The sequence below is a fragment of the Devosia sp. genome (assembly GCF_035944845.1).
Taxonomy (GTDB): Bacteria; Pseudomonadota; Alphaproteobacteria; order Rhizobiales; family Devosiaceae; genus Devosia_A.
Genome location: NZ_DASZAW010000077.1, coordinates 15,691 through 33,789, shown reverse-complemented (window position 1 = coordinate 33,789; position 18,099 = coordinate 15,691). Strand labels below are relative to the sequence as shown.

The following is an 18,099-nucleotide window of genomic DNA, read 5'->3' as shown; positions in this document are numbered from 1 at the left end:
GCTTGAACTCAGCCGATAGCTCGCTACGTTTTGCGGGCGGTACCGGGCCCCTCTGACGGCAGCACTTCTAGGCTCCGTGATGTCGGAGCTGCTCCAACGTTCACATGGAGAGGTCCGGCATATGGATATGCTGCTCAGCGCCCTTATGGGCGATTTCCTTGGTACTCCCGTCTATTTCTGGGTGGCGTTCCTCGCCATCGTCATTGGCCTGTTGGTCTTCGACCTGGGCATCCTCAACCGCAATGCGCATGAAATCTCTGCCCGCGAGAGCCTGACGCTCTATGCCGGCTACGTTACCGTTGCCGTACTGTTCGGCGTCTGGGTGTGGTTCAGCCGCGGCGCTGAAGCCGGGCTCGAATTCTATACCGGCTATCTGATCGAGCAGAGCCTCGCGATGGACAACATGTTCGTTATCGCGACCATCTTCGGCTTCCTCGCCATCCCCAGGCTCTATCAGCATCGCGTGCTGTTCTGGGGCATTCTCGGCGTCATCGTCTTCCGGGCGCTCCTGATCGGCCTCGGCGCCGCTCTGGTGCACTCGTTCAGCTGGGTGCTGGTGCTGTTCGGCGCTTTCCTGATCTTCACCGGGGTGCGGCTGTTCTCGCATCAGGACAAGGAGCCGGACATCGAGGCCAACCCGATCCTCAAATTCCTGCGTAAGCACTTCCGCATCTCGCAGAACCTCGACGGCAAGAAGTTCCTGACCAAGCTTCCCGATACCAAGACCGGCAAGATCGTCACCTTCCTCACCCCACTCGGCGTGGCGCTGATCATGGTGGAGACGGTCGATCTGATCTTTGCCGTCGACTCGGTGCCGGCAGTGTTCGCCGTCACCCAGGACACCTTCATCGTCTACACCTCGAATATCTTCGCCATCCTCGGGCTGCGCGCCCTCTACTTCGCGCTCGCCGCGGCGATGAACCGCTTCCGCTACCTGCAGGTGTCGCTGGCGATCGTCCTGGTGCTGATCGGCATCAAGGTGGCGCTCGTGCCGTTCGACGTGAAGATCGACACCTTCCTGTCGCTCGCCGTCACCCTGGGCGTGCTGGCCGGCGGCGTCTTCTACTCGCTGTGGAAGACCCGCAACGATGGGGACGTGTCGGCCGATGCGCAGCCGGAGCAAGGTCGGCTGGAGCCGTAAGGGGGCAAACGGGGCCAGCGGCTAATCTCCGCTTGGCCCCTCCCACCGGGCTGAGACATCTGGGCGACTAGGCCGCCCCTAAGGCCGAACCGTCACCACATCCAATGTCCCGGCCGGCAGCGGCCTCAGCAGCTCCTCCTCGGGCTTGGTGAGGAACAGCCAATGCGCCCAGTCCTCGGGCAGGATCACGCAGACCTGCCGATCATGGATGGGCGCGATATCGGGCCCCGGTTCGGTGGTGAGCATGGTGAAGCTCAGCGCGCCGTCGGCGTCTTCGCTCCACAGGCCCGCGATCGCCATGATCGGCGAGCCCTTCACGCTGAAGCGATGCTTGGTCTTGGGTGACTTGCTGCCGGTGAACTCGAAGAAGCCCGAGAGGATGACGAGGCAGCGCTTCGACTTGTCGAAGTGCCGCCCGTCGGATTTGAAGTTGAACACCGGCGGTGCCTTGGGGCGCGGCGGAGGCCAGCCGAACCGCATCGAGACCAGCTCGACGCCGTTGCCGGCCGCGCGCAGCACCGGCCCCATATCGCCGATGCGGATATCGTCGGCCTGCGGCAGCTCTGCCGCAGCGCCCGTCGAATCCAGCTCGAGCGCCTTGATGGCCTGCTGGTACTGCTGTTGGGTGACGTGCTGTTCGTAGTCGTTACACATCACCCGGACTCCAATCAGCGCCAGCCGAGCGCCGGCGCCACGTGCTTCAGCACGGCTTCGATGACGTGCGCATTATAGGCGACGCCGAGCTGGTTGGGCACCGTCAGCAGCAGCGTATCGGCCGCCTTGATCGCCTCGTCCTCGGCGAGTTCCTTGATCAGCTGCTCCGGCTCCGCCGCATAGCTGCGCCCGAACACGGCTTGCTTGCCCGGTTCGATATAGCCGAAATGATCCTGGCTGCGCCCCTCGCCGCCGAAATAGGCGCGGTCCATATCGGTGACCAGCGGAAAGATGCTGCGGCTCACCGAGACGCGCGGCGTACGCGTGTGGCCCGCCTCGGCCCAGGCGGCGCGGAAGGCGGCGATCTGTTCCGCCTGCTGGATGTGGAACGGCTTGTCGGACTCGGCCATCACCAGGGTGGAGCTTTGCAGGTTCATTCCCATCTTGCCTGTCCACTGCGCCGTGGGCGTGGTGGCGGCGCCCCACCAGATGCGATCGCGAAGACCGGGCGAATGCGGTTCGAGCCGCAGCAGCCCCGGGGGATTGGGGAACATCGGGCGCGGGTTGGGCTGGGCAAAGCCTTCGCCGCCGAGCAGGTCGAGGAATACCTCGGCATGGCCCCGCGCCATGTCGGCATCGGTCTGGCCTTCGGCCGGCACGTAGCCGAAATGCCGGTAGCCATCGATCACCTGTTCGGGTGAACCGCGGCTGATGCCCAGCTGCAAGCGTCCACCGGCGATCAGGTCGGCGGCGCCGGCATCTTCGGCCATGTAGAGCGGGTTCTCGTAACGCATATCGATGACGGCGGTGCCGAGCTCGATCCGGCTGGTCTTCGCGCCGGCGGCGGCCAGCAACGGGAACGGCGAGGCAAGCTGGCGGGCAAAGTGATGGACGCGGAAATAGGCGCCGTCGGCGCCCAGTTCCTCGGCCGCCACCGCGAGGTCGATCGACTGCAGCAGTGCATCGCCCGCCGAGCGGGTCTGCGATTGCGAGGAGGGCGTCCAGTGCCCGAACGAGAGGAAACCGATCTTCTTCATGGCTGTGGGTCTCAGAGTCTGCCGGGACCCCTAGATGTCACGGCAAAGGGGGAGGGGGCAACGTTGGTGGCAGCTGTCACGCGCCGGTCATCCGGCGCAGCTAGCAGGGCGCCATCAACCATGGGGCCACTGCCGTGACACTGAAATTCATCGTGATGAGCGACCTGCATCTGGTGCCGGAAGGCGAGCTGTCGATGACCCTCGATACCGCCGCCAGGCTGGAGACCGCCGTTGAAACCATCAACGCCCGCTACGCCGACGCCGATTTCTGCATCCTCGCCGGCGATCTCGCCGATCTCGGCCAGGCTGCGGCCTATCGTCGGCTGCAGGCGATCCTCGGCAAGCTGAGCATCCCGGTGCACATCACCCTCGGCAACCACGATGACCGGCCCACCTTCCTGGCCGTGTTCGGCCAACAATTCGCGGGCGAAACCGGACATCTCGACAAGGTCATCGACATCAAGGGCTACCGCATCATCCTGCTCGATTCGTCCGAGCCGGGTCGCGTCGATGGCGTGCTCGAGGCGCAGCAGATCGATTGGCTGAAGGCCCGCCTGGCGGAAGCCGCCGACAAGCCGGTGATCGTCATCCTGCATCACAACGCCAACGCGCTGCATATCGAGTCCGATACCATCCGCATCCTCGAAGATGGCCCGTTCCTCGCGGCGCTCCTGACCCACGACGATATCCGCCAGGTGATCGCCGGCCACGTCCACATCACCTCGACCGCCACCTATCGCGGCATTGCGTTCACGACGCTGGCCGGCGGCCACTACTCGGTGAGTTTCAACGTCGATCAGCCGGGCAAGCCGATCCGCCGCCTCACCGGCCCCGGCCAGATGGCCGTGGTGATCGGCACCGAAGACCGCACCACCGTGCTGTTCGAAGATTTCGTCGACGGCAATGAAGAGATCACGCTGGCGGCGGCCGCCGAGTGATGGGTGAGCGGGGCGGCTCGAGCCGCCCCGCCGCCTGGTGGTTCAGGCGTTGCCCGCGCCGGTGATGTTGACCATCCAGGGCGTGCCGAACTTGTCGGCCAGCATGCCGAAACTGTCGCCCCACGGCGCCTTCTCGAGCGGCATCATTACCGTGCCGCCGACGGCCAGCTTGTCCCAGTAGCCGCGCAACTCAGCTTCGTCGTCGCCGCTCAGCGACACACTGATGGTGTTCCCGGGGCTGAACGGCATGCCGGGCGGCGTGTCGGACGCCATCAGCCAGTAGCCACTCTTGGAGATCAGCTGGCCATGCATGAGCTTGTCCTTGTCGGCCGGATCGTGCGGCATGCCGCCCTCGGCGAAGGTGCTGGTGGTCAACTCGCCGCCGAACACACTGTGGTAGAATTCGATCGCCTGTCGGGCGTTGCCGTTGAAGTTGAGATAGGGATTGAGACGTGTCGGCATGGTTTCCTCCCGTGCTGCCTTGCCCGAGGCTAGTTGGCGGCCGTGACCGGAACAAGACGTATGGACTTGCGAGCGCCTTGGCCGTCCGCTCTATTTGCGCGGCGAAGGAGGCCGGGATGGAGCTGCAGTTCAGGGCAACGGTGATTTACTGGCGCGGACCGGCGCCGTTCTTTTATGCCCGCATCCCAACCGACATCGGCGCCGAGATCGCCAAGGTGAAGAAGGCCGCGAGCTATGGCTGGGGCGTCATTCCGGTGGAGGCGACGATCAACGGCGTCAGCTTCACCACGTCGCTGTTTCCCAAGGACGATACCTACCTGCTGCCGCTGAAGCAGGTGGTGCGCAACAAGCTCGGCGTCACGGCCGATGATCAGGTCGATGTCGAAATGACCATCGGCGGCGGCTACGTGCCGCTGCAGTTCCGGGACTGAGCGCCGCGCCATTGGGCCGGTCCGGCCCCGGTGGTGGGGCTCGATCTCTCCACACCCACCGGTGTCGCCCCGGCGAAGGCCGGGGTCCATCCTGAAATGATGCGGTCAGCGCTGAAGCCGGACGATCTCAGGATGGATCCCGCCTACGCCGGGATGACACGGCGTATGGTTTGGATCACCCGCGAGATATCCCGGATCCTCACGCCGCCAGCGGCAGCATCAGCCCCCGGATTTCCTCGGCGACCCTGGCCTGCAGGGCCCAGAGGTTCCGGTCGCGGATGCCGTGTGCTTCGAGTTGCGTCACCGTGTTGTAGAGGTATTGCGCTCCCGACCCCCAGTGCCCGGCGGCCCTGGCCAGGGTCCGCGCCACCACCGAATGGGGCAGCCGGCCCGCATAGTTGGACCCCCTGGGCGAAGCGACGAAAGCCAGGGCATGGAGCGGGCCATCCGGCGTCGTGAGCCGCATCCAGCGCGGCACGTTGGTCGGCTGCCGGCTGTCGGTCTCACGGATAAGCAGCCGCACCAGTTGCCCATGCGGGTCGGCATCGGGCAGCCGATAGGCGAGCCCGGCGCACGAGCCGCCGCGATCGAGCGCCATCATCAGCCCCGGCACGTCGCGGGTGCCGCGCCAGCGGGTCAGCCGCATGCAGAAGCGGCGGTGCCAGCCATGCGCCAGCGCCTGGCGGGTCTCGAGGTGGGTCAGCTCGGGCTTCCAGATCAGCGAGCCATAGGCGAACAGCCAGAGCGGGCCAGCCGGACGGGTGGCAAGCAGGGCGCTCGCGGTGGCATCGAGATCGGCGGCGGTCGGGTCGGGCAGGCCGGGCGTCGGGCCCGGATCGGGCTCGGTGCGCTCGACCAGCGCAACCAGTTCTGCGGTCAGCTCCATTGCGGAGCGGGGTAGGGACATCGTCCAACTCCAAGCGGTCGCCCCCCGCTGGAGCGCTCTCAGGAAAGGTTGCAGACCTTTCCGGTTCGAAAGCGCGACGAAACAACGTTGGTTGGCGATATGCCGGTAGCGGCGCGGGGGATCAAGTGTACCGGTGGTACGGAACTGCCTTCGGCCGGACGACCCGGTTTCGACGCCGGTCGCAACCGAAGCGGCCGAGCCGGCGTTGCCGAAGGGCAGCGACAGGAGACCCCAATGCAGACACGGCGCATCCACGAAGTAGCGGGTCAGGCGACCTGGGTGATGGTGCTCGAGACGGGCGACGAAGCCATCGACTGTCTCAGCCGCTTCGCCGACGCAGAGGGCCTCGATGCCGCGAGCTTCACGGCGATCGGCGCCTTCGAACGGGCGACACTGGCCTTCTTCGATTGGGAGTTGAAGGAGTATCTGCCGATCCCGGTGGAGGAGCAGGTCGAGGTCGCATCCCTAAGCGGCGACATTGCCCTTGGGCCGGATGGACACCCGGCAGTGCATGCGCATGCGGTGCTGGGACGCCGCGACGGTAGCGCGCTGGCCGGACATCTCAAATCCGGTTTGGTGCGACCGACATTGGAACTGGTGCTGACGGAATCGCCCGGCGCGCTGCGCAAGCGCCTCGACGCGGAGAGCGGTGTGGCGTTGATCCGGGTGTAGGATGGGCCCTTGGTGTCCACCATGACCGCCGCCTACTCGGTGTTATCCCTGCGAAAGCAGGGACCCAACTCTCCCATGGTGCGGCCCGTGACAATCCCTGCTTTCGCAGAGATGACATCCAGCGGGGGCGGCGACACTGTGGTTCAGCTCAGCTGAGAAGGCCAAGGAGCGAAGACATGCCCAAGATCTCCGCCGGCATTCTGCTCCACCGACTTGGCGTCGCGGGTCGCGAACTGCTGCTGGTGCACCCGGGCGGCCCGTTCTGGACTGGCAAGGATCTGGCAGCCTGGTCAATTCCAAAGGGCCTGATCGAGCCCGGTGAGGATTACGAGGCGGCAGCCAGGCGCGAGTTTGCCGAAGAGGTGGGCGCGATGCCGACGGGAGACCTTGTTCCGCTTGGCGAGTTTTCCTTGTCGGGCGGCAAGCGGCTGGTGGCATTCGCGCTGGAGGGCGATTTCGACCCGAGGACCCTGGTCTCGAACAGTTTCGAGATGGAATGGCCGCCGCACTCAGGTCGCCGCCAGACCTTTCCCGAGGTCGATCGGGCCGAGTGGTTCGGGCTCGATGCGGCGCGTACGAGGCTGCACCTGCCACAGCAGCCGCTGGCTGATGCCTTGCGGGTTGCGATTGATCGATAGGCAGCGTCCGCCAGGCTGGCGCCGGACCCGGATCAGGGCGAGAGCCCATCCAGTGGCAGCACCAGGCTGAGGCGGAGGCCCTCGGGTCTCCACTCCCTGATGATCTCGCCCCCCAGGCCCTGCAGCGCGACCTTCTCGAGCGTTGTGCCGAAGCCTTCTCTGTTCGCTGTCGATTTCGGCGGCGATGCAGCCTTCTCGTCCCAGACCAGGTGCAGCGATTGGCCCTGGTTGGCGAGCGAGATGTCGAGCTGTCCTTCGGGCGATGCCAGCGCCCCATATTTCACCGCGTTGGTCGAGAGCTCGTGCAGCAGCAGCGCCAATGAGGTCAGAGCCGAGCCGCGCAGCGGCGCATCGTCGCCGGCAACGCTGATCTGCGCCGCGCCCGGATGACGATGTGGGTCGAGGATGGCCTCGAGCAGTTGCATCACTGTGGTGCTGGTCGGCGTCGGTTCGGCGGATTTCGACAGATCCGGCAAGGTCAGGTCATGAGCGCGGGCGAGCGCCCCCAGGCGCGAGCGAAGGTCCGATGCAAGCTCCGTAACCGTGGTCGCGGAGCGCGCGCTCAGCGATATGAGGCCGGCAGTGAGGCTGAACAGGTTCTTGATCCGGTGGTTGATCTCGCGCAGCAGGATATCCTTGCCGCGTGCCGCCTCTTCGAGCGCCGCGGCGTGAGCCGCCAGTTCATCCCGTTGCGCGGCGAGCCATTGCCGCTGCACGTAGAGTTCGAAGAACACATGGACCTTGCTGCGCAGGATGTCGGGTTCGATCGGCTTCTGGATGAAATCCACGGCGCCCGCCTCGTAGCCGCGAAAGCGGCGTGCTCCGTCCGCCGTGCCCGCCGTGACGAAGATGATCGGCACGCGGCGCGTGCGCTCGTTGCCCCGCATCAGTTCGGCGAGCTCGTAGCCACTGAGCCCCGGCATCTGCACGTCGATCAAGGCGAGCGCGACGTCGTGTTCGAGCAGCAGCTCCAGCGCCTCGTCTCCGGAGCGCGCCTTCAGCAACAGGATGTCGTCACGCCTCAGCAGCGCCTCCAGCGAGAGCAGGTTCTCGTCGAGGTCATCGACCAGCAGGAAGGGAACCGGGGCCTTGGGGTGCTCAAATGTCTTCAAGATATGCTGCAATCGCTTGGAGTGTCAGGGGTTTCGCAGTTGGGCTCGCCTGCAGGGCAGCCTCGGGCATGGCAGAGGCAAAAGCCGAAGAGGGCGTCTGGACTATTCCGATCCCGCCCTCGTCAATAATCGCTTTCAGCCCTCGGGCGCCGTCGGCATTGGCGCCGGTCAGAACGACCCCGACCAGTTGTGGACCATATGCATCGGCGGCGCTCTCGAACAGGACATCGATCGAAGGTCGCGAGAAGAGCACCGGAGCATCGCACGACAGCGACAAAGTCCTATCGGCTTCCACGAGCAGATGGTAGTCGGGCGGCGCGAAATAGATGGTCCCTGCGGCAATAGGGTCCTTGTCCTCGGCCTCGCGAACTTCGAGGGTACATTTTGCGCGGAATAGCTCTGCCATGGCGCTGCGGCGATCCGCGGGCAGGTGAACCACGACGATCACCGGCAGTCGGAAGCCGGGTCGCAACGACGGCAGGAGCGCCGTAAGCGCCTCCACCGCGCCCGCCGAGGCGCCGATGACGATAGCCTTGTGCTCAGCCCCCATCGTTCGATCGCCTCTGGTAGATCTTCTCCTCGCGCACGAAATCGACGAAAGCCGCGCTGTGGCTTGAAAAGCGAAGGGTCTCCTTCGAGCCGATGCCGAGGAAGCCCTTTCGTGACAGCGAGTCCCCGAACAGGCCGATGGCCCGGTCCTGCAGCTTGCGGTCGAAATAGATCATCACGTTGCGGCACGAGATCAGGTTCATCTCCCCGAACACTGCGTCGCTGACGAGGCTGTGGTCGGAGAAGACGACGTTGCGGCGCAGGCTGGCGTCGAAGCGGGCGCGTCCATACGCTGCCTGGTAGTAGTCGGACAGTGATGACCTGCCACCCGACTTGCGGTGGTTCTCGGTAAACAGCTGGATACGATCGAGCGGATAGACCCCGGCCTCGGCCGCTTCCAGCGCCTGATGGTTGATGTCGGTGGCGTAGAAGATGGTGCGGTCCTCGAGGCCTTCTTCCCGAAACAGGATAACGAGCGAATAGAGCTCCTCACCCTCGCTGCAGCCGGCGATCCACACCTTGAGCGAAGGGTAGGTCCGCAGGTGCGGCACCACCTGCTCGCGGATGGCCTTGAAGTAACTGGGGTCGCGGAACATTTCGCTGACCTGGATGGTGAGATAGCCCAGCAGCCGCGGCAGCATATCCGGATCGTGCAGCAGCCTGTCCTGCAGGGCGGAGAACGTGGCGATGCCGAGCTGCTGACGCGCCTGTCGCAGGCGCCGCTTGATCGAGGCCATCGCATAGTTGCGGAAGTCGTAGTGATACTTGAGAAACAGCGCTTCGAGCAGCAGCCGGATCTCGATGTCCTCGACCTTTTCGAGCTGAGACCGGTCGCTCACTTGGGCATCCAGACCCGCACCAGCGACAGCAGCTTCTCCACATCGAGGGGCTTGGCCATGTAGTCGTTCGCTCCGGCTTCGATGCAGCGCTGCTGGTCGTCGGGCATCGCCTTGGCGGTAAGCGCGATGATGGGGAGCTTCTTGAGGGCCGGGTCCTTGCGGATCTCGCGGGTCGCCGTAAGGCCATCCATCACCGGCATCATCACGTCCATCAGCACCAGGTCGATCTTGTCCTCGCCGGCCCCGGACAGGGCGTCGAGCGCTTCCTTGCCGTTGCGCGCGATCCGGATACTGGCGCCACGCGGCTCCAGGATGTTGGTCAGGGCGTAAACGTTGCGCACGTCGTCCTCGACGACGAGGATGCGCCGGCCTTCGAGCAGGCTGTCGCGATGCCGCGCCTTGCGGATCATTTTCTGCTGCTCATCGGGCAGATCGGAAATCACCTGGTGCAGGAACAGGCTCACCTCATCGAGCAGCCGCTCGGGCGACTTCGCGCCTTTGATGATGATCGAGCGCGAGTATTTCCTGAGTTTCTCCTCGTCCACCGGCGACAGTTCGCGGCCGGTATAGACGATGACTGGGGGGAACGAGTAGGCGCCCTCCTGGCTCAGCTTTTCCAGTAGCGAGTAGCCCGAGGCATCCGGCAGCGACAGATCGAGCACCATGCAGTCGAAGGTCTGCTGCTCCAGCAGGGCCAGGCATTCGGCCGCCGTGCTCGCCGTCACCGTCTCGACATCGCCCGAGCCGAGCAGTTTGGCCACCGCTTCTCGCTGGATGGGGTCGTCCTCGACCACCAGCACGCGATGCATGCGCTGCGCCAGCTTGGTCTCCAGCTTCTGCAGCACGGCGACCAGTTGCTCGCGCGTCACGGGCTTGTTGGCGAAGCCGACTGCGCCCAGCGAATAGGCGCTCTCGGTATGGTCGCCCGCCGACACGACGTGGATCGGAATATGCCGGGTCCGCACGTCCTGCTTGAGCCGGTCGAGCACTGCGAGTCCGGATTGGTCGGGCAGCCCGACATCGAGCACGATGGCGCTGGGCATGTAGTCTTTGGCGAGGCGCAGCGCTTCCTCGGCCGTGCCGGCGACGATCGACTGGAAGCCCATTTCACGCGAGAGATCGCGGACGATCCCCGCAAATGTCGTATCGTCTTCGATAACCAGCAGGATGCGGCGGTCATCCGACGCCAGGGCGTCCCGATCGTCGTCGATTGTCCGGACTATCGGTCCTGCCTCGGGGCGGCGGGCGGCAGCCGGGGCGACCTGGTGCGACGGGGCAGGGGCGGGGGGCTCTCTTGGGGCAACTCGCTGCGGGTCGTAGCCCACGGGCAGCTTGACTCTGAACGTGCTGCCGCGGCCGGGCTCACTGTCGAGGGTGATGGCGCCGCCCAGCAGCCGAACCAGTTGGCGCGAGATCGAAAGGCCCAGACCCGTCCCGCCGTATTTCCGGCTGATGGTGCCGTCGGCCTGCTGGAAGGCTTCGAAGATGCTCTGTTGCTGGTCTTTGGCGATGCCGATGCCGGTGTCGTTCACGGCAAAGCTCACCGTTCCGTTGTCGCCGGGCTCGATCGACAGGGTAACCCGTCCGGCTTCGGTGAACTTGATCGCGTTCGAGAGCAGGTTCTTCAGCACCTGCTCCAGCCGCTGCGGATCGGTCTCGATGGTGCGCGGCAGCGTCGGCGCCATTTCGAGCACGAACTCGAGCTGCCTGTCGGCCGCAAGCGGTTGAAACACTTGCCGCAAGTTTCCCACCAGCCGCTCGACGGCCACCGTTTCGGGCCGGATTTCCACATGCCCGGCTTCGATCTTGGACAGATCGAGGATGTCGTTGATGAGGTTCAGCAGGTCGTTGCCGGAAGACTGGATGGTCTTGGCGTATTTGACCTGCTCCGCGGTGAGGTTGTCCTCGGGGTTGTCGGCGAGCAGCTTGGCGAGGATGAGCGACGAGTTCAGCGGCGTGCGGAGTTCGTGCGACATGTTGGCGAGGAAGTCGGACTTGTACTGGCTCGCCTGCTCGAGTTCGCGGGCCTTCAGCTCGATGGCGATATTCGTCCGCTCGAGGTCGTCGCGCTGCGTCTCGAGCTGCTGGGCCTGTTCCTCGAGCTGGGCATTCGTCTGCTCCAGTTCGACCTGCTGCTGCTCGAGCCGCGCCTGCGATTCCTTGAGGGCCCGGCTCTGTTCCTCGAGCTCCTCGTTGGCGACCCTGAGTTCTTCGCTCTGGGTCTGCAGTTCCTCGGACTGGCGTTGCGTCTCCTCGAGCAGGTTCTGCAACTCCCCGCGATAGGCGGCCGAGCGAACGGCAATTGCCACCGCCTCTGATGCGCGATCGAGCAAGGCCACGACACGCTCGTCGAGCGCCGTGAGAAAGCCCAGTTCGAGCACGGAGTTTACCTGCTCGTCGACCAGCGCCGGCACGATCACGAGGTGCCGCGGTTTGTCCTGCCCCAGCGCAGAGCCGAATGCCAGGTAGCCGTCCGGCACGCCATCCACCACTACGGGCCGGCGTTCGTCGGCCGCTCGGCCCAGCAGGCCTTCACGTGGTCCGAACTTGCTGGGAATGGCCGCGTCCGCGGGTACCCCATGTACGGAGGCGCGCAGGAAGCTGTCGCCGCTGCTGACGAACATGGCGCCGGCAACCGCACCGGTATAGCTCGCAAGGAAATCGAGGATGCTGTTGCCCAACTGCTCGAGCGGGCGATCGCCCATCATCGCGGCGCCGAGGCCGACCTCGCCCGACTGCAGCCACTCTTCGCGGCGACGCGCCGCGGTTGCCCGCCTGACCAGCAGGGCGATAACTCCGGTCAGCAACAAGCCCAGCACACCCGACAGCAATGTGCTGAGGAACGCACGCTGCTGCGCTCCTTCCATTTCTGCAAGGCGCTGGCTTCGAACCCTGACTTCTTCCTGGGCGATGGCAGCGATCTGCGCCCGGATCGCATCCATGTCCAGCTTTCCGGCATCCGAACGCACCACGGCCAGCGCCGCTGCATCCTCGCCGCCCCGCTTGAACTCGATGGTTTTTGCGAGCTCCGCCAGCTTGGTTTCGACGGCTTGGCGCAGCAGGACCAGCCGGTCGTCCTGCCCGGCATTCACCGAGGTCATCCGGCCGATTTCGTCGAGCTGCCCGGGGATCGCGCGAAGCGCGGTCGAGTAGGGGGCGAGGTATGGTTCTTCGCCGGTCAGCAGGTAACCGCGCTGGCCCGTCTCGGCATCCTGCACCTGCGACAGCAGCGTATCGAGTGCCACGATCGCCTGGTGCGTCTGCACGATGCGCTGGTTACCCATCCGCAGGGCGTCGAAGTTGAGATAGGCGATGATCCCGCTTGCGATGAAGAACAGGAACGCCGCGACAAGGCCAAGCGCAACGCTGGGCTCGAGTCCGAAGATTTGCTTCGAGGGTTGTTGGACTTGCCGGCGATTCATGGGGGCACTCGGGTAGGGGTAGAATTGGCCCAACGGAGATACACGTTGGACAATCGTCGCGATAGTCGCCGGGGCGTCGTGCTGGGGATTGCCCGCTCACGTTTGTACAGGCCGCGCCGTCTGGCGGAGTCCGGTGGACTTTCAGCCTCGGCGATGGCAGGGAGGGCCAAAGGGCAGGGGGCTCGATGCGCATCGCGGTGACCGGCACGCACGGTAGTGGCAAGACCACGCTTGTAGAGGATTTCGTTGCAGCGACACCGCGCTACGAGGCGGTGCCGGAGCCCTACTGGCTGCTGGCGCAACAGGGCGTGGTGTTCGCCGACGGGCCATCGGTCGCGGACCTTGAGGAGCAGCTGAAGCAGAGCTGCGCGCTGCTCCTCGCCACCAGCGAGGCGAATGTGGTGTTCGACCGCTGCCCGCTCGATTTCCTGGGCTATCTCGAGGTGCTGAGCGCCGCCGAGGGCTTTGAGTGGAGCCCCGACGGCAAGCTTCTGAAACGCATCGAGGATGCGCTGGCAACGCTCGATCTCGTCGCCTTCGTGCCGCTCAGAACCCCGGACGAGATCGAGGTGGCGATCGAGTATCCCAAGCTCAGGAAACGGGTGGATGCACGGCTCAGAACCATGCTGCGCGAGGACGATCTCGGGCTACTGACCGAGAGGCCGCGCGTCGTCGAGGTGACCGGCACGCGCGCGCAACGGGTGCAGCAATTGACCGGCGAGCTGTCCGGCTAATCCTCGCTGCGCCCGCCACCCTCGCGGTTGCGCTGGTAGCTGTGCCTGAGCGGGAAGGGCGGCAGCCACCCCTCGCGGCGGATGGTCCAGAGCTCGTAGCTCGGCTTTGACTGGTCCGGTGCATCGAACGCCCCGACATGCACTTCGACCTCATCATCGCTCACCGAAAACACCGACGAGCCGCAGCGTGGGCAGAAATGCCGCCCGCGATACTCGTGCGTCGTGCCCTCGATGGTCATGGCGTCGGCCGGAAAGATCGCAAACACCCCGAACAGGCTGCCGGAATGTTTGCGGCAATCGAGGCAGTGGCAGATCCCGGTGCGATAGGGGTCGGCCGCGGTGGTGAGGCGGACATTGCCGCAGAGGCAGGAGGCGGTGGGCATGAGTTGGCTCCCAGTGCGCGACGGCGCATGGCCGCAAGCACCCCACTTCTTAGCGCCAAATAGCCGTCCCGGCGAGAAGCGCGGGCAGGGGCCGTTTCCCTGTCTCCCGCCCGCGCTCAGCCGCCCGCCTGCGGTCAGCGGGCGGCGATCAGTGTCGCGTCGCGCAGCTTGCCCTTCGGCGCCCACTTGATCGAGACCCGCTCGCCGACCTTGAGCCTCGAGAAGTCGCAGCTGGGGCCGAACTGGTAGACGTTCCGGCTGGCGAGGGTGATGGTGCACGCCTTGGCGTCGATCAGCTTGATGGTGCCGCGGGAAAGCTTGAGGTGGAGCGGCGTCGCCATGGCGAGCGCGTGTGCTGCCGGCGCATGCATCGCGGGGGCGACCATGGTGGCGCCGCTGCCATAGCCGGCAGCCATGACTCCGGACGAGGCGCCGAGGGCGGCAACGAGCAGCAGGGGAAGGACGAGTTTGCGCATGACAACTCCAATCGGTTGCGGCCTGGTCGACCAATCGTCGACCTCCAGAGGCCGGAACAGACCCTGAGCTTCGCTCCTTACGCAGCCCTGTCCGCCACCTTACATCCGCGCAAGGTTGGTCGGCTGATGTATCACCCTTGCTGGCTCGGTGCTGCAGCGTTCACGATCGGACTGGATGCTGCACACTGGCATCGCCGATCAAGGCGTTCACCACAGACAGCGCCCTAAACTCGATGTCATCCCGGCGCAGGCCGGGACCCATCCTGAGATTTTTCGGCGCCACCGATGGATGGAAAGACCTCAGGATAGGCCCCGGCCTTCGCCGGGCTGACCTCGTGGATGATGGCACCCCGCGCAAGAGCCACCTGCTCGGCTCGGACCAATCCAAGATTGGCCGCCGCGGCCCTAGAGCCGGATCCCCTTCTCGGCCAGCCCCGCCAGCATCCGGCCATTGAACGCCCGGGCGATCTCGGGCTGCCGTACCGGGCTGGTGCGGAGCGAGCCCGACACCACCACCGATCCGGCATTGATCTCGTCGATCCCGAGGTCATGCATGTCGCTGGTAATGGCTTTGGCGAATTTCGGGTCAGCCCTCAGCGCCGTGGCGGCGGTCCGCATCTCGTCCATCACGGCCGAGGGATCCGTGCCGCTCGGCACGGTGAAGCGCGGGCGGAGTACGCCGAAATTGCGCGAACTGTTCTTCAGCGCCTTCACCGTCGAGAACGGGATCGAGTGCAGCGCCCCATCGCTGTCGCGCAACCGCATGCTCCTGAGCGACAGGCTCTCGACCACCCCGGTGCGATCGCCCGTGCTGATGGTGTCGCCAACCGCGATGGTGTCCTCGGCTAGGATGAAGAAGCCGGTGATCACGTCCTGCACCAGCTGCTGCGAGCCGAAGCTCAGGGCGAGGCCGAAGACGCCGGCGCCGGCGATCAGCGGCGTCACGTCGACCCCGATATTGGCGAGCACCGCAATGCCGCCCAGCACCACGAGCAGGATCAGCACGCCGTTGCGCATCAGCGGCAACAGCGTCTGCAACCGCCCCGAGCGCTGCGCCGAGCTGCGGCTTTTGTCGCTCGGCGCCAGCGTCGTGGCGATCCAGGCATCGAGCGTCACCCAGATCAGCCAGGCCACCGCAACGACCGTTGCCGCGGCAAAGAACGGCCCGACGATGACGCGCCCGTCCCTGGTCAGCCAGCCCCAGATGTCGAAGCCCCAGATCCCGGCGACGATGATCGCCATGGCGAGGAGCGTTGCCAGGTCCGCCGCGACGCGCACCATCTTGAGCATCTTGGCGGCAAGAATCTGCCGCAGCGTCTGCCGTTCGTAGCGGTAGCGCGGCGAATTGGGCGTCGTGAGCCGGTGCAGCACACCAAAGGTGATGAGGCCACCCAGCACCACCGCGAACGACCACAGCATCTGGCCCAGCACGTCATTGTCGCGCTGCCCGGCCCACAGGCTGAAGATGCTGAGGATCAGGAAGCCATAGGCGATGATGTGCCAGTGTCGCGCCAGGCGCCGCGTGGCGTTGCGGATCGGATTGTCCGAAACCGGGGCCCGGGCTGCACTGCCGAAGATCAGCCGGCCCAGCGCCATCCGGTGACGCGAGACGAATGCCAGCATGGTGAGCGCCGCAATCGAGTTGAGGATCAGCGCCGCGAAGTCGGCCGCCGACCAGCCGACCACCTGCCGCAGCGTCGGGTCGGCAGCGAGCGCCGCGAAGGTGGCAAGGCTCGCCACCGTCAGCCACCACGGATAGAACCGCCGCTGCCCATAGCGGATCAGCCGTACGCTGCGAATGCTGCCAAAGGCCGAGAGCACCGACGTCGCAAGATCGGCCGTCAGCATCGACAACAGGATGCCGACCGTCAGGCTGGTGAAACTGGTGCCAGCCACTTTCGACACCGGCAGAAAGTTCACCAGCACGGCGATTGCCAGCACCGCGGCGGCTGACAGCACCACCTTCAGCATCAACCCGATGGCGAGCTTGCGCTTGCGCACCGGCTTGGTCGGCTGCACCAGCCCGCGCGTGCCCCGGCCAATGCCAATGCCGATCCCGACAACGATCATGAGGCCCGGCAGGGCCCAGGCGATAAACTGCAGCAATTGCCCATCACTGAGCCCGCCCTGCACCCGACTGCCAATCTGCGCCCCCGCCTGCGCCAGCTTCCGATCGATCGGCACGCCAAAGGTGGCGCTGGGCAGCGAGGTGACGAAGTCGTCGGACCACCGGTAGAGGGCGCCCACCAGTCCGTCGCCGCCGCTGGTATCGGTTTGTTCGGCTGTGGGTGCGGTGGTCGCAGCCGCTGGCGTCGATCGCAGATGCTCGAGCAGTTGTTCGCGTAGCACTGGATCCTCGAGCACGACGATGAGCTGCTCGACCGCGTCAGGTGGCGTTGCCGAAGTTGGCTTGGCTTGCTGGGCAACGGCACTGCCGATCGACAGCACGACGAGAATGACGGCGATCAGCTGCTTCAAGGTGAGGTCTCCGTGTCCGGTCCCGGGGCCCGATGCCCGGAATCGAAAAACCCGTATAGCAGCCCTTGGGCGATCAAATTGTCAGCATCGTGCCCGAGGTTTAGCGAAAAAAGATGCGGGGACGGCAGGGGCAGCCCGCCATCCCCGGGGCCGGCAGGGACTTCCTGCCGTCCGCGACCCACCGCCGACCTGGCGGCGTTTGCGCTGGCCGCCTCAAGGGGCAGGGGCGGGATAGCGTTCCCAGAAGCCGTCGGCCGGTTGGGTCTGCTGCACCACATCGACCAGCACTCCGCTCGGGTCGCGCGTCATGAAGCGGCGCTGCCCCCAATCCTCGTCGGTCAGCGGATGAACGATGGGGGCGCCGGCCCCGCTCAGGCGCTCGAACACGGCGCCGGCATCCTCGACCTCGACGGTGAGGATCATGCCCAGCCCATTGAAGGCTTCCGGCCCTGGCGGGTTGGAGGGATGGTCCGGTGACATGAACGCCAGGGTCGCGCCACGCGTCCCGTCCTCGGCCGGCCCGGAGAGGTAAACGAACCAGGCGGCCTCGAAGAGCACCTTGAAGCCGAAATGGGCAACGTAGAAGTCGCGCGCCTGGAACAGCGCCGGGGTGGTGATTAGGGGATAGAGATCGCGAACTTTCATGTCGTGTGCCTCATCGGCGGGTGCGGGTGGGGTTTGTGCCGCGGCCGGGGCCGTTAGCCCCATGGACAAGGCGTGGGCTACGGCGACGGCAGCTGCCGCTGCGGTGAAACGGGGCAGCCGGATCATCAACGGCCCCCCTGCATAACGCGGGCCCGGTAGCGCGACGGCATGGCGTTGAGCTCGAGCACGGTGAGGGTGGAGACCAGAGCCCCCTGCAGCAGGATGAAGCCGACGCCGAGGCCGTTCGGCATGGTCACCATGATGGCGACCAGACTGCCTGCCACCCACGCGGCATTGCCGAGCACCACCAGCCACACGCCGGCGGTGGAGGGCTGCGTCTGGCGGGAGAGCAGGGCCATGAACAGCGCAACGGGAAACAGCGCCAGGCCAGACCAGAACAACAATCCGTGCGGCAGTTGCAGCAGGCTCGCGAGGCCCGGTGTTGCCACCAGCAGCACAGCGCCCATAAGGACGCAGGTGGCGGCGTCGATAGCGAGAAGTCGGTTGATCATCTTGTGTTCGCTCCACAGTGTTTACGGGAGCAAACTGCCGTCGGTGGTCGGGCTGGTCGATTACCTGAG

19 protein-coding genes are annotated in these 18,099 nt (G+C 65.6%); 6 read left to right on the top strand and 13 right to left on the bottom strand.

From position 1 onward, the window contains the following. The first annotated feature begins 121 nt into the window (after positions 1 to 121). Complete coding sequence (locus tag VGV07_RS15335) at positions 122 to 1,141, top strand: TerC family protein (protein WP_326869590.1); 1,020 nt, start codon at positions 122 to 124, stop codon at positions 1,139 to 1,141. Between the two features lie 78 nt (positions 1,142 to 1,219). On the opposite strand, the gene VGV07_RS15330 is transcribed toward VGV07_RS15335, so the two are convergent. Together VGV07_RS15330 and VGV07_RS15325 are read right to left on the bottom strand one after the other, a co-directional pair. Continuing rightward, a complete protein-coding gene (locus VGV07_RS15330) occupies positions 1,220 to 1,795 on the bottom strand; it encodes an SOS response-associated peptidase (protein ID WP_326869589.1) in 576 nt (191 codons plus the stop codon). Positions 1,796 to 1,809: 14 nt separating this feature from the next. Next, positions 1,810 to 2,832 (bottom strand): LLM class flavin-dependent oxidoreductase, encoded by a 1,023-nt coding sequence (locus VGV07_RS15325; protein ID WP_326869588.1) that lies wholly within the window; start codon positions 2,830 to 2,832, stop codon positions 1,810 to 1,812. Between the two features lie 134 nt (positions 2,833 to 2,966). Here VGV07_RS15325 and VGV07_RS15320 point away from each other — a divergent pair, with 134 nt between their 5' ends. Continuing rightward, on the top strand, positions 2,967 to 3,770 hold the full coding sequence (locus VGV07_RS15320; RefSeq protein ID WP_326869587.1) for a phosphodiesterase: 804 nt from the start codon (positions 2,967 to 2,969) through the stop codon (positions 3,768 to 3,770). Between the two features lie 42 nt (positions 3,771 to 3,812). Here the strand turns inward: VGV07_RS15320 and VGV07_RS15315 are convergent, their stop codons facing one another. After that, positions 3,813 to 4,232, bottom strand: a complete 420-nt coding sequence (locus VGV07_RS15315) for a VOC family protein (protein ID WP_326869586.1) — start codon at positions 4,230 to 4,232, stop codon at positions 3,813 to 3,815. A 116-nt stretch (positions 4,233 to 4,348) separates the two neighbouring features. Between VGV07_RS15315 and VGV07_RS15310 the strand changes: the two genes are divergently transcribed. Beyond that, on the top strand, positions 4,349 to 4,663 hold the full coding sequence (locus VGV07_RS15310; protein ID WP_326869585.1) for a DUF1905 domain-containing protein: 315 nt from the start codon (positions 4,349 to 4,351) through the stop codon (positions 4,661 to 4,663). Between the two features lie 199 nt (positions 4,664 to 4,862). Here VGV07_RS15310 and VGV07_RS15305 read toward each other — a convergent pair whose 3' ends face one another. Continuing rightward, the gene (locus VGV07_RS15305) at positions 4,863 to 5,570 is read right to left on the bottom strand and encodes a gamma-glutamylcyclotransferase (RefSeq protein ID WP_326869584.1); all 708 of its coding nucleotides are present in this window, start codon (positions 5,568 to 5,570) and stop codon (positions 4,863 to 4,865) included. A 234-nt stretch (positions 5,571 to 5,804) separates the two neighbouring features. On the opposite strand from VGV07_RS15305, the gene VGV07_RS15300 reads away from it, so the two are divergent. Then, positions 5,805 to 6,242, top strand: coding sequence for a PPC domain-containing DNA-binding protein (locus tag VGV07_RS15300; RefSeq protein WP_326869583.1), 438 nt, complete (start codon positions 5,805 to 5,807; stop codon positions 6,240 to 6,242). Between the two features lie 176 nt (positions 6,243 to 6,418). Beyond that, a complete protein-coding gene (locus VGV07_RS15295) occupies positions 6,419 to 6,880 on the top strand; it encodes an NUDIX domain-containing protein (RefSeq protein WP_326869582.1) in 462 nt (153 codons plus the stop codon). A 32-nt stretch (positions 6,881 to 6,912) separates the two neighbouring features. On the opposite strand, the gene VGV07_RS15290 is transcribed toward VGV07_RS15295, so the two are convergent. From VGV07_RS15290 to VGV07_RS15275, 4 genes are read right to left on the bottom strand one after another with little or no spacing between them, the layout of a single operon-like run. Continuing rightward, entirely contained in the window at positions 6,913 to 7,992 is a 1,080-nt protein-coding gene (locus VGV07_RS15290; RefSeq protein ID WP_326869581.1) for a response regulator, read from the bottom strand. Continuing rightward, the gene (locus VGV07_RS15285; protein ID WP_326869580.1) at positions 7,979 to 8,542 is read right to left on the bottom strand and encodes a chemotaxis protein CheB; all 564 of its coding nucleotides are present in this window, start codon (positions 8,540 to 8,542) and stop codon (positions 7,979 to 7,981) included. Before VGV07_RS15285 ends, VGV07_RS15290 begins: the two co-directional genes overlap by 14 nt. Then, the gene (locus tag VGV07_RS15280; protein ID WP_326869579.1) at positions 8,532 to 9,380 is read right to left on the bottom strand and encodes a CheR family methyltransferase; all 849 of its coding nucleotides are present in this window, start codon (positions 9,378 to 9,380) and stop codon (positions 8,532 to 8,534) included. The genes VGV07_RS15285 and VGV07_RS15280 overlap by 11 nt, the downstream gene beginning before the upstream one ends. Continuing rightward, on the bottom strand, positions 9,377 to 12,802 hold the full coding sequence (locus tag VGV07_RS15275; RefSeq protein WP_326869578.1) for a response regulator: 3,426 nt from the start codon (positions 12,800 to 12,802) through the stop codon (positions 9,377 to 9,379). The genes VGV07_RS15280 and VGV07_RS15275 overlap by 4 nt, the downstream gene beginning before the upstream one ends. A 185-nt stretch (positions 12,803 to 12,987) precedes the next feature. On the opposite strand from VGV07_RS15275, the gene VGV07_RS15270 reads away from it, so the two are divergent. Beyond that, positions 12,988 to 13,536 carry an AAA family ATPase gene (locus VGV07_RS15270; RefSeq protein ID WP_326869577.1) on the top strand — a complete coding sequence of 183 codons (549 nt, stop codon included), beginning with the start codon at positions 12,988 to 12,990 and terminating at the stop codon, positions 13,534 to 13,536. Here the strand turns inward: VGV07_RS15270 and VGV07_RS15265 are convergent. From VGV07_RS15265 to VGV07_RS15245, 5 genes are all read right to left on the bottom strand, one after another. Then, a complete protein-coding gene (locus VGV07_RS15265; protein WP_326869576.1) occupies positions 13,533 to 13,919 on the bottom strand; it encodes a GFA family protein in 387 nt (128 codons plus the stop codon). The two genes, VGV07_RS15270 and VGV07_RS15265, sit on opposite strands and share 4 nt — an antisense overlap. Positions 13,920 to 14,053: 134 nt before the next feature. Further along, the gene (locus VGV07_RS15260) at positions 14,054 to 14,395 is read right to left on the bottom strand and encodes a hypothetical protein (RefSeq protein ID WP_326869575.1); all 342 of its coding nucleotides are present in this window, start codon (positions 14,393 to 14,395) and stop codon (positions 14,054 to 14,056) included. Between the two features lie 405 nt (positions 14,396 to 14,800). After that, a complete protein-coding gene (locus VGV07_RS15255) occupies positions 14,801 to 16,873 on the bottom strand; it encodes a mechanosensitive ion channel family protein (RefSeq protein ID WP_326869574.1) in 2,073 nt (690 codons plus the stop codon). Between the two features lie 213 nt (positions 16,874 to 17,086). Beyond that, positions 17,087 to 17,518, bottom strand: coding sequence for a VOC family protein (locus VGV07_RS15250; protein ID WP_326869573.1), 432 nt, complete (start codon positions 17,516 to 17,518; stop codon positions 17,087 to 17,089). Between the two features lie 125 nt (positions 17,519 to 17,643). Further along, positions 17,644 to 18,030 carry a hypothetical protein gene (locus VGV07_RS15245; RefSeq protein WP_326869572.1) on the bottom strand — a complete coding sequence of 129 codons (387 nt, stop codon included), beginning with the start codon at positions 18,028 to 18,030 and terminating at the stop codon, positions 17,644 to 17,646. Positions 18,031 to 18,099 lie beyond the last annotated feature (69 nt).

Bases quoted from the DNA above. Each gene is read 5' to 3' on its own strand.
- VGV07_RS15335 (WP_326869590.1), top strand. From the start codon at position 122: ATGGATATGCTGCTCAGCGCCCTTATGGGCGATTTCCTTGGTACTCCC.
- VGV07_RS15330 (WP_326869589.1), bottom strand. From the start codon at position 1,795: ATGTGTAACGACTACGAACAGCACGTCACCCAACAGCAGTACCAGCAG.
- VGV07_RS15325 (WP_326869588.1), bottom strand. From the start codon at position 2,832: ATGAAGAAGATCGGTTTCCTCTCGTTCGGGCACTGGACGCCCTCCTCG.
- VGV07_RS15315 (WP_326869586.1), bottom strand. From the start codon at position 4,232: ATGCCGACACGTCTCAATCCCTATCTCAACTTCAACGGCAACGCCCGA.
- VGV07_RS15310 (WP_326869585.1), top strand. From the start codon at position 4,349: ATGGAGCTGCAGTTCAGGGCAACGGTGATTTACTGGCGCGGACCGGCG.
- VGV07_RS15305 (WP_326869584.1), bottom strand. From the start codon at position 5,570: ATGTCCCTACCCCGCTCCGCAATGGAGCTGACCGCAGAACTGGTTGCG.
- VGV07_RS15300 (WP_326869583.1), top strand. From the start codon at position 5,805: ATGCAGACACGGCGCATCCACGAAGTAGCGGGTCAGGCGACCTGGGTG.
- VGV07_RS15295 (WP_326869582.1), top strand. From the start codon at position 6,419: ATGCCCAAGATCTCCGCCGGCATTCTGCTCCACCGACTTGGCGTCGCG.
- VGV07_RS15285 (WP_326869580.1), bottom strand. From the start codon at position 8,542: ATGGGGGCTGAGCACAAGGCTATCGTCATCGGCGCCTCGGCGGGCGCG.
- VGV07_RS15275 (WP_326869578.1), bottom strand. From the start codon at position 12,802: ATGAATCGCCGGCAAGTCCAACAACCCTCGAAGCAAATCTTCGGACTC.
- VGV07_RS15270 (WP_326869577.1), top strand. From the start codon at position 12,988: ATGCGCATCGCGGTGACCGGCACGCACGGTAGTGGCAAGACCACGCTT.
- VGV07_RS15265 (WP_326869576.1), bottom strand. From the start codon at position 13,919: ATGCCCACCGCCTCCTGCCTCTGCGGCAATGTCCGCCTCACCACCGCG.
- VGV07_RS15260 (WP_326869575.1), bottom strand. From the start codon at position 14,395: ATGCGCAAACTCGTCCTTCCCCTGCTGCTCGTTGCCGCCCTCGGCGCC.
- VGV07_RS15250 (WP_326869573.1), bottom strand. From the start codon at position 17,518: ATGAAAGTTCGCGATCTCTATCCCCTAATCACCACCCCGGCGCTGTTC.
- VGV07_RS15245 (WP_326869572.1), bottom strand. From the start codon at position 18,030: ATGATCAACCGACTTCTCGCTATCGACGCCGCCACCTGCGTCCTTATG.